At 70.9% G+C, this 14117-nt stretch carries 12 protein-coding genes; 8 read left to right on the top strand and 4 right to left on the bottom strand.

Annotated elements, in window-relative coordinates; all coding sequences use genetic code 11:
- Position 1: 1 nt before the first annotated feature.
- Positions 2-463: a cytochrome c gene (locus RAB70_RS12960; RefSeq protein WP_017911097.1), complete on the top strand. Its 462-nt coding sequence runs from the start codon at positions 2-4 to the stop codon at positions 461-463.
- A 407-nt stretch (positions 464-870) separates the two neighbouring features.
- On the opposite strand, the gene RAB70_RS12955 is transcribed toward RAB70_RS12960, so the two are convergent.
- Together RAB70_RS12955 and RAB70_RS12950 are read right to left on the bottom strand one after the other, a co-directional pair.
- The gene (locus RAB70_RS12955) at positions 871-2577 is read right to left on the bottom strand and encodes a transmembrane repetitive protein (RefSeq protein WP_265531492.1); all 1707 of its coding nucleotides are present in this window, start codon (positions 2575-2577) and stop codon (positions 871-873) included.
- Between the two features lie 13 nt (positions 2578-2590).
- On the bottom strand, positions 2591-3187 hold the full coding sequence (locus RAB70_RS12950) for an NfuA family Fe-S biogenesis protein (protein ID WP_017915596.1): 597 nt from the start codon (positions 3185-3187) through the stop codon (positions 2591-2593).
- 86 nt (positions 3188-3273) lie between these two features.
- Here RAB70_RS12950 and RAB70_RS12945 point away from each other — a divergent pair, with 86 nt between their 5' ends.
- The 4 genes from RAB70_RS12945 (at position 3274) to RAB70_RS12930 (ending at position 6885) form a co-directional block, all read left to right on the top strand.
- Complete coding sequence (locus tag RAB70_RS12945; RefSeq protein WP_017910810.1) at positions 3274-3615, top strand: 4a-hydroxytetrahydrobiopterin dehydratase; 342 nt, start codon at positions 3274-3276, stop codon at positions 3613-3615.
- A 5-nt stretch (positions 3616-3620) separates the two neighbouring features.
- A complete protein-coding gene (locus RAB70_RS12940; protein WP_148829473.1) occupies positions 3621-4052 on the top strand; it encodes an energy transducer TonB in 432 nt (143 codons plus the stop codon).
- A gap of 85 nt (positions 4053-4137) precedes the next feature.
- On the top strand, positions 4138-4959 hold the full coding sequence (zupT, locus tag RAB70_RS12935; RefSeq protein WP_148829472.1) for a zinc transporter ZupT: 822 nt from the start codon (positions 4138-4140) through the stop codon (positions 4957-4959).
- A 126-nt stretch (positions 4960-5085) separates the two neighbouring features.
- Positions 5086-6885, top strand: coding sequence for a DUF3300 domain-containing protein (locus RAB70_RS12930; protein ID WP_148829471.1), 1800 nt, complete (start codon positions 5086-5088; stop codon positions 6883-6885).
- Between the two features lie 44 nt (positions 6886-6929).
- Here RAB70_RS12930 and RAB70_RS12925 read toward each other — a convergent pair whose 3' ends face one another.
- Positions 6930-7919: an RluA family pseudouridine synthase gene (locus RAB70_RS12925; RefSeq protein WP_148829470.1), complete on the bottom strand. Its 990-nt coding sequence runs from the start codon at positions 7917-7919 to the stop codon at positions 6930-6932.
- A gap of 394 nt (positions 7920-8313) precedes the next feature.
- Here RAB70_RS12925 and RAB70_RS12920 point away from each other — a divergent pair, with 394 nt between their 5' ends.
- Together RAB70_RS12920 and RAB70_RS12915 are read left to right on the top strand one after the other, a co-directional pair.
- Entirely contained in the window at positions 8314-11850 is a 3537-nt protein-coding gene (locus RAB70_RS12920) for an Rne/Rng family ribonuclease (protein WP_148829469.1), read from the top strand.
- A 22-nt stretch (positions 11851-11872) separates the two neighbouring features.
- Complete coding sequence (locus RAB70_RS12915) at positions 11873-12190, top strand: hypothetical protein (RefSeq protein ID WP_148829468.1); 318 nt, start codon at positions 11873-11875, stop codon at positions 12188-12190.
- A 269-nt stretch (positions 12191-12459) separates the two neighbouring features.
- Here RAB70_RS12915 and RAB70_RS12910 read toward each other — a convergent pair whose 3' ends face one another.
- Entirely contained in the window at positions 12460-13107 is a 648-nt protein-coding gene (locus tag RAB70_RS12910; RefSeq protein ID WP_026143418.1) for a response regulator, read from the bottom strand.
- A 460-nt stretch (positions 13108-13567) separates the two neighbouring features.
- Between RAB70_RS12910 and RAB70_RS12905 the strand changes: the two genes are divergently transcribed.
- Complete coding sequence (locus RAB70_RS12905; protein WP_148829467.1) at positions 13568-14032, top strand: GNAT family N-acetyltransferase; 465 nt, start codon at positions 13568-13570, stop codon at positions 14030-14032.
- Positions 14033-14117: the final 85 nt, after the last annotated feature.

Here is a 14117-nt window from a genome sequence, read left to right as displayed (position 1 = left end):
CATGCCGAACGCCGCGCACGCCTTGCGTCCCGCCCTCGTCCTGCTTGCCGCCCTGTGCCTGGGGGCCTGTTCGCAATCGCAGGTGGAATCCACCAGCAAATCCGCCGGCGACCCTGGCCACGCCAGCGGCGAGCACGGTTCCGGCTCCTCCGCCGGCCTGCCCGGCGGGCGCATCGACGCCGGCGACAAGCTGGCCCACGCCAAGGGCAAGGCCACCGGGCAGAGCTGCATCGACTGCCACGGCGCCGACGGCAACGCGCCGATCGACCCGACCTATCCCAAGCTCGGCGGCCAGTACGGCGACTACCTCGCGCACGCGCTGCAGGCCTACCGCGGCGGCACCCGCACGCATCCGCTGATGAGCCCGCAGGCAGCGCAGCTGAGCGACCAGGACATCGCCGACCTGGCCGCCTACTTCGGCTCGCGCAGCAGCCAGTTGCGCGATTTGCACGGCGTGAACTGAGCGCCTTGCGCGCAGGGCACCACGCACGCCGTGTGACGCGCGTGGCCGCCTGCACCAGGCTGCGCCGAGCAGCGGCGACGGGACTGCGCACAGCGCGCGCTCCGGATGCGACACCGTCGACGCATGACCAGCTCGCCGCCACTTTCGCGTGGTGCGCGATCCGTTGACGCTTCGACCCTATCCAACGACGTGAGGCACACACGCAAGAGCGGCTTCAGCCACTCCTACGAAACAGCATGTCGTGCGCGACGGGTTGTTTGATGCTGCCTTTCAGTCGCGATGAGCCCTCGCAGGCAACGCCGTGCTAGCTGAAGCCATCCACTTGGACCAAACCGCGCCCGGTCCGCGTGTGCCGCAGCTGGTGATGTGCGGCGCCCGCATGTGTGAGCGGGCGGGTACCCCGCCACTCAGCGACTGCCGTTGTCTTCCTGCAACTCGCGCTTGAACGGCACGTTCGGCGGCGGCCGCGCGCCAGCCGGCTGCTCGTTGAGATTGGGGTCGGTGATGCTGCAGCCGCCGCCCACCTGCAGGATCGAGACCACGCAGGAAATGCTGCTGGTGGTGCCCGGGATCGGGATCTTCACCGACTTGATGCCGCGCCGCACCCACTCTTCCAGCAGCGTCGCGTTCGGCAGCCAGTACTTGTCGAACGACGTCGGCGTGTAGTCGTAGGGCGGACGTTTGAGCCATTCCCCGGCCTTTTCGATGCGCTCGCGCGTCCAGGTGTCGGTCTCCGAGCCAGGCGCGCTGCGCGCCGGTGCCTGGTCGTTGCCGCGGCCATCGGCCAGGCGCACGCTGCCGTCGGCATTGAACAGGCCGCCGCCCTTGCTGGCGCCGGCACCGACATCGCCGGGGCGGTTGCGTGCGGCCGCGCCCCAGTCGTCGCCGCGCTGCGGCGTGGCCCAGCCACCGTCACGTGCGACCGGCGCCGGACCGCTTCCCGGGCTCGCGGCCTGGCTGCCGGGCGGCGCGGTGCCGGCCGCGGGCGCGGTCGGCTTGGCGGTCGCACTGGCCGCAGCGCCGGCCGGCGCCGGCTGCGGGGTCTGCGCGCTCGCCGGCGTCGTGTCCGGGCTTGCGGCCGGGGCAGCCGGCGGTGCCGGCGTGGGTGCGCTCGCGGTGGCGGTGCTCGGCGTCGGCACTTCGATCTGCCGCACCTGCGGCACGTCCGCACTGCGCAACACCGGCGTGGGCGTCGGCGTGCGCAGCTGTGGTGCGGGAACCTGCACCTGCGGCAGCGGTGCCGGCACTTCGCGTTCGCGCACCTGTACCTGCGGTGCGACTGGGCGCGGCACCGCGATGTCGCGCGACCGCAGTTGCGCCACGGTCGGCACGTCGGTGACCACTTCGACCTCGCGCACCGGCACCTGCACGTCGGGCGGTACCACCGCGCGCGGTGTCGGCACCGCTACACGCACGCTCGGTGGCGGCGGCAGTACGAAGTCACGGGTGGGCGTCGGCGTTTCGGTCACCTGCAGCGGCTGCTCCGCCGGCGGCGGCGGTGCACTGGCCGTGGTCGGCGTGGGCGCCGGCGCTGCCGGCGTCGGCTCCGCAGGCTGTGTAGGCGCAGCAGCGGCGGGCGGCGTCGGGCGCGGCCGCGCGGACACGGCGCGCTGCGCACGCGGCGGGGTCGGCGACGTCGCCTCCGCGGATGCGGCCCCCTCGGCCGGCGCCCCACCGCCGCTCTCGGCGGGCGTGCCGCGGCCGACGAATTCCACCTGCACGCGTCCGGCCTGGTCCGCATCGGTCAGCGGCGGCAGCCAGCGCACGAACGCCACCCACAGCAGGAAGATGGCGAACAGCAGATGCAGCAGCAGGCTGAGCAGCACGGCGATGCGCCGCCACCAGCGCTGGTCGTACGGCGCCGGATCCCAGTGCTGCCACCACAGCCGGCGGAACGCCTGCCACAGCGGCAAGGCCGGCAGGCGCAGGGTCGCCGGCGGCTGCGCCGGCGGCATCGCCGCGATCAGTTCGGGGGCCGCGAACGGCCTCGGCAGCGCAGTCTGCGCCGCGATCCAGTGCGCCCATGCATACGGCAGGCCGGTGCGGCGATCGCGCAGCAGCTTGCGCGGCGTGCGCGCCAACAACACATCGAGGATGTCGGCGGCGCGCGTCACCGGCAGCGAAACGTCAGGCGGCCGAATCGCGCGGGATGTAGGGAGCGCTGCCGCTGTCGTGGTCGGTGGCGTCGCGCACCGCGGTCACCCCCGGCACGCGGCCCATCAGCGTCTTCTCGATGCCCTGCTTCAAGGTCACGTCGGCCATGCCGCAGCCGTGGCAGCCGCCGCCGAAGCGCAGCAGCACCACGCCGTCGGCGGAGACTTCCTGCACCGCCACGCGGCCGCCGTGCTGGGCCAGCTGCGGATTGACCTCGTTCTCCACCACCCAGCGCACCCGCTCCACCAGCGAGGCCGCCTCGCCCGGGGCTTCGCCCTTGATCTTCGGCGCCTTGATGGTGAGCTGCTGGCCGGTGCCCTGGGTGACGTAGTCGATTTCGGCGCCGTCGAGCCAGCCGACGCTGTCGGCCGCCACGTACAGGGTGAAACCGTCGCAATCGATCGCCCATTCGTCGCCGGCCAGGTCCGCCGGCTCGGCGAACTCCAGCCGCGCATCGGCACGCGGGGTGCCGGCATCGACCGCGCTCAGGCGCACGCCCATGCCGGGCACGGCCTCGCGTTCGAGCAGCTTGCGGAAATGGGCCTGTGCGTTGTCTGAGATCTGGATCATGCGGGTATTCTAGACCCTTCCACGCCCTGCGCTCATCGCGGGCGGTATCTTGACCGGCCCTGTCCGTTCCACCGCAGAGACCTTCCATGAACGACCTGATCCCGCTCGCCCAGGCCCATTGCTCGCCCTGCAAGGGCAGCGAATACAGACTGACCCAGGCGCGCCTGGCCGAACTGCTGCCGCAGGTGCCCGGCTGGGAAGTGGTCGAGAACGGCAATGCGATCAGCCGCACCTTCCGCTTCCCCGACTATTACCGCACCCTGGCCTTCGTCAACGCGCTGGCCTGGATCGCGCACCGCGAAGACCACCACCCCGACCTGGGCGTGCACTACGACCGCGTGGTGGTGCGCTATTCCACCCACGACGTCGGTGGCCTCAGCGAGAACGACTTCATCTGCGCCGCCAAGGCGTCCGCTCTTCCGGAATGACCCACATGACCGTTGCCGCCCGCCGTCTGCTCCCCCTGGCCTGCCTGAGCGCCGTGCTGCTCAGCGCCTGCGGCCAATCCCAGCAATCCCAGCAACACACCGTGACCCAGCCGCCGACCGAGGTCGCCGCGGTGAAGACACCGCCGCCGGACTACCCGATCGACGTGGCCTGCGCCGGCATCGGCGGCACCGTGGTGCTGAAGGTGGTGGTCGGCGTGCAGGGCAAGCCCACCGAAGTCGACGTGGTCACCGGCAGCGGCCAGGCCAAGCTCGACGCCTCGGCGCAGGAAGCGGTGCGTGGCTGGACCTTCAATCCCGCTACCCGCAACGGCCAGGCGGTGCCGTGGACCATCCAGGTGCCGGTCAACTTCAATCCGCCGCAGCCACGCCCGGACCGTTGCTTCGCGCTCGACGCGCAGGCGCACAAGGCCGGCTGAGCCACAGGCGCGCACCGCGCGCCTTCACGCGACACCCGCACCGCGCCGGGTTTGATCGACGCCTCTTCCTCGGAGCCGCCGGCGCATGCTGGAGATCCCACTGCACAATGTCCTGGTCGCGCTCGCCGTGACCCTCGGCGCCGGTCTGGCTACCGGCCTGGGCAGCGTGCTGGTGTTGTTCAGCAAGGGACCCAATCCACGCCTGCTCGCCTTCGGCCTGGCGTTCTCCGCCGGCGCGATGGTGTACGTGTCGCTGACCGAGATCCTCGGCAAGTCGATCGCCGCCTTCAGCGCCGCCTTCGATCCGCGCCTGGGCCAGGCCTATGCCACCCTGGCGTTCCTGGCCGGCATGGTGCTGATCGTGGCCATCGACCGGCTGGTGCCCAATCCGCACGAAAGCCTCAACAGCCGCGATCCGCTGTTCCGCGACGACAACCGCGCCTACGTCAAGCGCGTCGGCCTGCTCACCGCGGTGGCGATCACCGCGCACAACTTTCCGGAGGGTCTGGCCACCTTCTTCGCGACGCTGGAGAGTCCGGCGGTGGGCATGCCGCTGGCCTTCGCCATCGCCGTGCACAACATCCCCGAGGGCATCGCCATCGCAGTGCCGGTGCATTACGCCACCGGGCGCAAGTCCTATGCCTTCGCCGCCAGCCTGCTGTCCGGCCTGGCCGAGCCGATCGGCGCGCTGATCGGCTACGTCGCGCTGGCGCGCGTCCTGTCCGAGGCGGTGTTCGGCGCGGTGTTCGGGCTGATCGCCGGGGTGATGGTGTTCCTGGCCCTGGACGAATTGCTGCCGGCCGCCAAGCGCTACGCGCAGGGGCACGAGACGGTGTACGGCCTGGTCGCAGGCATGGCCACGCTGGCGCTCAGCCTGGTGCTGTTCCGCCTGTCCGCGCCGGTCTGATGATGGCGGCCGACGCCGGCTGAACGCGCGCTCGCTGGCCTGCGCGACAGCGCTGCGCAGAAAGGTCGCAGACACCCAAGGCGGCGCATGCTGCGGCCACCTTCGCCCCGCTCGATGAGGTGTCGCATGGATCTCCGTCCCCTGCCCCCGGCCAGGCTGGCCCTGTTCACCGCACTGAGCGTGGTGGCGCTGGGCGCCTGCCAGCGGCAGGACACGCCCACTCCTGCGGCCCAGGCCGATGCGCCCGCCCCGGCCGCGGCACCCGCACCTGCCCCCTATGTGGCCCCGACCGCCGACCAGCTCTATCAACTGGTCGCGCCGATCGCGCTGTTCCCGGACAAGCTGCTGGCGCAGACCCTGGCCGCCTCGGTGTACCCGGACCAGGTGGTGTCCGCGCAGGATTGGCTGCGCAACAACCGTACCCTGTCCGCCACCGACCGCCTGCAGGCGGCCGCGGCGCAACCCTGGGACCCCAGCGTCAAGGCGCTGACCGCCTTCCCCGACGTGGTCGACCAGTTGGCCGGCAACGGCGACTGGACCCGCGCGCTGGGCGACGCCTACGCCCACGATCCCAACCAGGTGCTGGACGCGGTGCAGGTGATGCGCCAGCGCGCGCAGGCGCAGGGCCACCTGCGCAGCACCCCGCAGCAACGCGTGCAGGTGGTGCAGCGCACCGTGGTGGAGCCGGCCCCGGCCTATGCCGACGCGGTGCCGCCGCCGACCCGCACCATCGTCATCGAACCGGCGCAGCCGGACGTGGTCTACGTGCCGCGTTACGACCCCGACGTGGTCTACGGCGCACCGGTCAACGTCTACCGCGAGTACCGCTATCGCCCGCCGCGCCCCTACTACGACACCGGCGACCTGGTCACTGCCGGCATCATTTCCTTCGGCGTCGGCGTGCTGGTCGGCGACGCGCTCGAACACCACCACCACAGCGTGTTCGGCTGGCTGGAACCGGCGCCGCCGTGGCACAGCTGGGGCTGGAACAACTGGGGCGTGAACTGGAACGCGCCGCCGTCGGCGCCGAACTACGTGGTCTACCGCAACAGCGTGTACGCGCCGCGCACCACCATCATCAACAATCACTACGACAACCGCAGCTACGTGCACAACGACTACCGCGGTGCGCCGCCGCCGGTCGCGCCGATGGGCGGTCCGGGTGGGCAGCAGGCCTTCGCTGGCGCGCGTGCGCCAGGAGCGGAGATGGCGGCGCGCACCCCGGCAGCCGCGTTCGGGCCGGCACGCGCGCAGCCGCCGGCGATGCCGCAGACCATGCCGCATTTCACCAACCAGATGCTGCAGGCCGGCCGCCCGGTGGCGGCGATGCCACCGCCGGTGCAGCGCCTGCCGGCCCCAGGCACGCCGGCGGCCATGGCGGCCGCGCGCGATCCGCGCCTGCTGCCCGGTTTTGTGCAGCATGCCGCGGCTCCGCAACGCACCGTGGCGATGGCCCAGCCGAGCGCGCCGCGCGCGGCTCCGGCGATGCCGGTCCCGCAGTTCCATGGCCGCCCGGTACCGCAGGCGCTGACGCCCAGCCAGGCGCCGCGCGAGGCCGTCGCCAATCGCGGCATGCCGGAAGCGCGCTTTGCCGAACCGCCGCGGCGCGGCGACCCGGGCATGCAGCCGTCCGGTTTCGCCCGCGAGATGGCACGCACGGAGCCGCCGCGCCAGGCACTGCCGAGCGAAGCCCCGCGCGCGCAGGCCTGGCATGCGCCGGCGCCCGAGCGCGAGGCGCGCGCGCCGCAGATGCCGCGCGAGGCGATGCGTGCGCCGATGCCGGAACCGCGCCAGGAGCAGCGCGTGGCCCACTTCTCCCCGCCACCGCGCATGCCCGAGCCGCGGCCGGCCGAGTCGCATCCGGCACAACGCCCGGCACCCGCCCACCACGACGGGCACCACGATCACGACCATCACGAAAGCTGAGCGCAGCGCGGGGGCGGGAGCATGCCGCTCCCGCGGGCCTCGCCTCAGCCGAGGCGGTTCAGCGCTTCGGCCAGTTCGTCGGCCAGCGGGGCATTCAATAGATAAGGTGTCTTGCCGTCGTCCAGGCTGAACTCCAGCGAGGCGGCATGCAGGAACAGGCGCTTGAGCCCGATCTGTTCGCGCAGGCGCTTGTTGACCGCCGGATCGCCGTACTTTTCGTCGCCGGCGACCGGATGCCCGAGGTGCTGGGCGTGCACGCGGATCTGATGGGTGCGACCGGTCTCGATCCGCACCTCGCAATAGGAATGCCCGCCGCGCCGCTCCAGCACCCGGAAGTGGCTCAGCGACGGCTTGCCGGCCGCGTTCACCTGCACGTGGCGCTCGCCGCCCTGGCGCAGGCCGATGTGCAGCGGCGCGTCCACGCTCATGGTGCCGTCGGGCATGCGCCCGACCAGCAGGGTCAGGTAGCGCTTGCTGATGCCGCGGCCCTGGACCCGGTCGTCCTCGCGCATCAGTGCCTGCAACTCGGTCAGCGCCGAGCGCTTCTTGGCCACGATCAGCAGCCCGGAGGTGTCGCGGTCGAGCCGGTGCACCAGCTCCAGCGACTGATTGGGACGCAGCGCACGCAGCGTCTCGATGGCGCCGAAACTGATCCCGCTGCCGCCGTGGCTGGCGACGCCGGATGGCTTGTTCAGCGCCAGCAGCCGCGCGTCCTCGTAGACGATCGCCGCCTCCAGCCGGGCCATGAACGCGTCCGGCGGCGCGCTCTTTTCGCCCTCCTCGGTCAGCCGCACCGGCGGGATGCGCACCTCGTCGCCGGCCTCGAGCTTGCGCTCGGCCTTGGTGCGGCCGCCGTTGACCCGCACCTGGCCGCTGCGCATCAGCTTGTAGATCAGGCTGCGCGGCGCGCCCTTGAGCTGGCCGAGCAGGAAATTGTCTACGCGCTGTCCGGCCCTGTCTTCCGGGACCTTGAGAATGCGCACCGCGCTGGTCGCGACATCGCGAGGCTTTGGAGGGATCGGGGGGGAAGTCATCAGGCAGTTTATTCTGTTACACTCGGGGGGCGAGATAAGGGTTTGATTTCGTTGGAAGTTAGTTGAGGGCCAGAAGCCCGGCTTACGACGATTCCGGCACAGTGCGCGACCACCGCCCCCGGGGCGGCCATGTTAGCGGCTCACCGGCCTACCCGGCCATCGCCGGATGCCGCAAGCGTCCGCGCTGAACATGCCCCGTGCGGCGCCCAGCCTGGCTGGAGTCGCCGCCGGTCCTGAACCACCTAAAAGCAAGAAGCGCTCCCGCGGCTCGCCGTGGTGTCGTAGCGCTGGAAACCCAAGACGCCCACCCCGCGCCTGCGCGATGGGCGACGAAGCGTGACCAGAAGCGAAACCCCATGGCGTTCCGCGCGGTAGCAGCGCGAGGAACGCAACAATGAAGCGAATGCTGATCAACGCCACGCAGGCAGAAGAACTGCGTGTGGCCATCGTGGACGGCCAGACCCTGTACGACATCGACATCGAGCAGCCGTCCAAGGAACAGAAGAAGTCCAACATCTACAAGGGCCGCATCACCCGGCTCGAACCCTCGCTGGAAGCGGCCTTCGTCGAATACGGCGGCGAGCGCCACGGCTTCCTGCCGCTGAAGGAAATCTCCCGCGATTACTTCCAGGCCGGCGTCGACCACAACAAGGCGACGATCCGCGAACTGCTGCGCGAGGGCCAGGAAGTCGTGGTCCAGGTGGACAAGGAAGAGCGCGGCAACAAGGGCGCGGCCCTGACCACGTTCATCTCCCTGGCCGGCCGCTACATGGTGCTGATGCCGAACTCGCCCAGCGCCGGCGGCGTCTCGCGCCGGATCGAAGGCGAGGACCGCGCCGCGCTGAAGGAAGCGCTGGACAAGCTGAACATCCCCGACGACATGGGCGTAATCATCCGCACCGCCGGCGTCGGCCGCGATGCCGAAGAGCTGCAGTGGGACCTGGACTACCTGCTGCAGGTGTGGAAGTCGATCGCCGAGGCCGCCCTGGCCAAGCCGGCGCCGTTCCTGATCTACCAGGAGTCGCGGCTGATCATCCGCGCCCTGCGCGACTACCTGCGCGCCGACATCGGCGAGATCCTGGTCGACACCGCCGAGATGTACGGCGACGCCCAGGAGTTCATGCAGCAGGTGATGCCGCAGAGCCTGCGCAAGCTCAAGCACTACACCGACGACATCCCGCTGTTCAACCGCTTCCAGATCGAGTCGCAGATCGAGGCCGCCTACGAGCGCAGCGTGCGCCTGCCGTCCGGCGGCTCGATCGTGGTCGACCAGACCGAGGCGCTGACCGCGGTGGACGTCAACTCCTCGCGCGCCACCAAGGGCAGCGACATCGAGGACACCGCGTTCCAGACCAACCTGGAGGCGGCCGAAGAGGTCGCGCGCCAGCTGCGCCTGCGCGACCTCGGCGGCCTGGTGGTCATCGACTTCATCGACATGGCCTCCAACAAGCACCAGCGCGAGGTCGAGAACCGCCTGCAGAACGCGCTCAAGTACGACCGCGCGCGGGTGCAGATCGGCCGCATCTCGCGCTTCGGCCTGCTGGAGATGAGCCGCCAGCGCCTGCGTCCGTCGCTGGGCGAATCCAGCCAGATCGTCTGCCCGCGCTGCGACGGCCACGGCCGCATGCGCAGCGTCGAGTCGCTGTCGCTGTCGATCATCCGCGTCGCCGAAGAGCACGCGATGAAGGAGAACACCGGGCAGGTGCTGGTGCAGGCCCCGGTGGAGATCGCCAACTACCTGCTCAACGAGAAGCGCCGCGCGCTCAGCGAGATCGAGAAGCGCCACGACGCGCCGATCGTGATCGTCGCCGACGAGCAGCTGCACACCCCGCACTACGAAGTGACCCGCCTGCGCGAGAACGAGCTGGGCGAGGAAAGCACCAAGCCCAGCTACCAGCGCGGCACCCCGCGCAAGCTGCCGGTGCACGCGCTGACCAAGGCGCAGTTGAACATCCCGGCGCCTGCGGTGACCAATGTGAAGCACTCGCAGCCGGCCCCGGTGCGCGAAGTGGTCGAAGAACCGGTGGCCGCACCGGCACCGGCGCCCGTGGTTGCGCCGGCCCCGGTCGCGCCGCCGGCCACCGGCGTGGTCGGCTGGCTGAAGCGCATCTTCGGCGCCGGCGAGAGCCCGGCGCCGGCCCCGGCCGCCGCCGAGCCGGCACAGCGCCAGCGCCCGCAGGACGGCAATCGCAACCGCAACGACCGTGGCGATCGTCACGACCGCAATGCGCGCCGCGACGGCAACCGCAACGGCGGCCAGGGCGGCAATGCCGCGCGCGGCAACGGCAACAACGGCGGCGGCAACGCGCGCCGCGACGAGCGCCGCGCCGGCAACGGCGCCGCCGCGCCGGCCGGGCAGCAGAACCAGCAGCCCAAGGCGCCGCGCAACGAGCAGGCCACGCAGCAGGCCAAGCCGCAGCAGCAGCCACAAACGCCGAAGCCGCCGAAGCAGCAGCCGCAGAACCCGCCGCGCCAGCCGAAGCCGCAGCAGGAGCCGGCGCAGGCCACCGCGCAGGGCGACAAGCCGCCGCGTCAGCCGCGTGCGGAGGAGGCCGTCGCCAAGCAGCAGGCCGCACCGCTCGCCACCGCACCGGCGACGCCGGCGCAGGACGCCACCACCCTGGCCGCCGCCGCGGTCGCCGGTGGCGCGATCGCCGCGTCGCAGGAACCGGCAGCCGCCGTCGAGGCAGCCATCCCGGCACCGGTGCAACCGGCACCGGCCGCCGCAGCAGACAGTATCGATGCGCGCGAAAGCGCCGCCGAAACCGCGCAGGCCGTGCCCGCCGGCGAAGGCGCCGAGGGCGAGGACGGTACCGGCGACGCCGGCGGCCGCCGCCGTCGTGGCCGTCGCGGTGGCCGCCGCCGTCGCCGTGGCAATGGCGAAGCCGGTGCTGCCGGCGATGCCGCAGGCCTGGACGATGCCGACCTGGATGCCGGCGACAGCGACGGCGAAAGCGCGCCGGCGCCGAGCCGCAGCCAGCCGGAGTTCGACTTCGACGACGACGGCACCACCGATGCCGCTCCGGCCAAGTCGCAGCCGCCCGTGCAGGAAAAGCGCGAGCCGCAGGAGAAGCGCGAGCCGCGTCGCGAGCGTCCGGCTGCTGTCGGCGCACCGGCACCGGCCGACGGCGCTGCCCAGGCCCCCGCGCCGATCACCGCCGACCCCGTGCCTGCGCCGGCCACCGCACCGATGCAGCCGGCCGCCCCCGTCGAGGCCGTGACCGCATCGCCTGCGCCGACCGCGCCGGCCACTGCAGCCCAGGGCGTCAGCGATGCCGCCGTGGCCCACGCCGACACCGTGGTCGCGGCCACACCGGTGGCGGCCGCAGTCGCCGAGACCAAGCCGGTCGCGCAGGAAACCGTCGCCACCGAGCGCACCGCGGCACCGGCCGAACCCGCAACGCCGGCCGTCGCGCCGCAGCCGCAGGCGGTCACCACCGCCATCGAGCAACCGACTGCCATCGCCGCCAAGGCGCCGGTCGCCGAGCCGGACGCGGCGGATGCCAAGGCCACCGTCGAGGATCCGGCGGGCGTGACCACGACGGCGGCAACCACCGTCGCGCCGAGCGCAGCGCCGGCCGCCACGCCCACCGCTCCCGCGGAACCGCGTGCGGAAGACGCTGCCCCGGCCAAGCCGGCCTACGCGCCAGTGCAGACCACCCTGCTCGACGCCTTCTCCGAGGCACCGGCGCCGGTTCCGCACAGTGGTGAGGCAGCGGCCGCAGCGTCGACCGAGGCCGCATCGGTCACGCCGGCACGCGACGACAGCGCAACGTCCGTCGCTGCTCCGGCGACGCCGGCGCAGGCGGAGATCGCGGCTGTGGACGAGGCGGCGCGGAAGGAACGTGCTGCTGCCGCGGCGCAGTCCGCAGCGCCTGCGCCGCATGCCGCGGACAAGGCGGACAGCGACGAGCACAAGGATCGCGGCTGATCCCCGCCCCTGCCGGTGCAGCATGAAAGAAGCGGCCTTCGGGCCGCTTTTTTTTGTGGACGCCCGTGAAGCGTTTCCATCGCTACGGCTCAAGACGATCGTCTGCACGCGTACTGCCTTTCGCGCGTCCCGTTCGGCGCAGCAGCAGTGGCGTCCCCTCCAAAGCCACGGCAACACTCGCTTTGCCGTGGCTCAACGAGATGCACCATCACCTCGTAGAAGCGGCTTCAGCCGCGACGGGGCTTTCCCGATGCGCCGGTCGCGGCTGAAGCCGCGCCTGCGAAAACACGCGATGCGTGCAGTACGTGCTGCGCGGAACGCTGCGACCGAAGTGTTTTGAAGACCCACCACCACATGCACATTCGCGTCGTTGTGCGCTCGCTGCAGTCGCGAGCGATGCATTCGCGCAGAGCACGCACTCCCTACTCCACCGCTTTCGCCAAACCCAGCCATTTCGACCGCGGCACGCGCCAGTGCCGGGGGCGTCGGCGATAGCCGCGGACGCGGGTTCGCAATCGATCCACTGCGAACAGGTCCGCACGTTGGCGCAAGCACAACGCAAAAGCGGCCCGAAGGCCGCTCTCGTGTCAGCTCGGCAGGAACCGCCGACTACAGCGGATGCGTCGGATCCAGCAAGCCGTATTGCGTGGCCAAGCGCGCCAGTGCGATGTTGTCCTGGATGCCGACCTTTTCGAACAGCCGCGCCTTGTGCGTATTGACGGTCTTGGCGCTGAGGCTCAGGCGCTTGGCGATGTCTTCCTGGCGCAGGCCGCGGGTCAGCAGCAGAGCCACTTCCAGCTCGCGCGGCGACAGTGCATCGAATGGGGAACCGCCGCCTTCTAGATTGGCCAGCGCCAGGTTCTGCGCGATGTTGGCGCCGAGGTAGCGCTTGCCCATCGCCACGTCGCGGACCGCGCGCAGCAGCTCCTGCGCGTCGCCGGCCTTGCCGACATAGCCGGACGCACCGGCTTCCAGCAGGCGCTTGGGCAGCGGGCCGTCTTCCAGCACCGAGACGATGATGACCTTGGTGCCGTGGTCGCCCTTGACGATGCGCTCGGTGACTTCCAGCCCACTGACGCCGGGCATGTGCAGATCGCACAGGACGATGTCCGGCTTCAGCTGCCGGATCTGCGGGAGCGCATTTTCGCCGCTGTCGGCCTCGCCGACGATCTCGATATCCGTTTGATTCGACAGGATCAGCTTCATGCCCGTACGGACAAGAGCGTGATCATCGACCAGAAAAACCCTGATGGCCATCTCGTATAACCCCAACGCAGCGGATACCGCACCATCCAGACTATCTGCGTGAATTATTCAGGGCAATACGAATTTGTAGACAAACGACGACGCTTCACGGAGTGCTCATCTGCACTTCGCGAAACGTCATCGTGTCGTCATCAAAACCCTGCCGAGCTTACTCAAGGCTCGGCACGCAGGGTCGAGTGACCTGCCAGCGCTCTCCCCGTAAGGCGCGCGACGGTACCTGCGTCAGGCCGAGGCCAGTATGCTGGTGCGGCGGGAAAAGCGTTATCAGGACAATCCTGATCTCACGTCAGAATTATCTGACCCTCCCCCTTCCCGCTTCCGGACACCACCCCGCTGCGGATCCCGGACAGGCCCGGCGAAATTTTCCGACACTCGCGTCGGAAATGGCCGATGCGACCTCCACACCCGGCGCAGCCACGACATGCCTGGCCGCCTGCGGCACACTGCCCGAGTGAACACGATCCGTCCCTACGTCATGCAGGACCGCGCGGCCTGCCTGGCGCTGTTCGACAGCAACGTCCCGCAGTTCTTCGATCACAGCGAGCGCGCCGGTTTCGAGCGCTTCCTGCAGCACGACACCGGTGCCTGGCATTACCTGGTCATCGTCCGCGCGAGCGCGGTCGTGGCCTGCGGCGGCCACGCGCTGCGCCTCGACGGCCGCGTCGCCAGCTTCGGCTGGGGCATGGTCGACCGCCGCCTGCACCGCCAGGGCCTGGGCCGCGCACTGACCGAGGCCCGGCTCGACGCCTGCCGCAGTGCCGGCGTCACGCGGATCGAACTGGACACCAGCCAGCATACCCAGGCGTTCTACGCGCGCTTCGGCTTCGGCGTCGAACGCGTGATGACGGACGGCTATGGCCCGGGGCTGGACCGTTGGGACATGGCGCTGAACCTGGATCGCCTGCTCGCCTGCTGACTCCCCCCGGCCACCGGCATGCGCCAAGCTGCAGTGCGCTCGGCCATGGCGGCCCTTGGCCAGGACGAAAGCAGCAACATGCCCC

The organism is Xanthomonas sontii (genome assembly GCF_040529055.1).
Lineage (GTDB): Bacteria > Pseudomonadota > Gammaproteobacteria > Xanthomonadales > Xanthomonadaceae > Xanthomonas_A > Xanthomonas_A sontii.
This window is presented reverse-complemented; position numbering and strand designations above follow the sequence as displayed.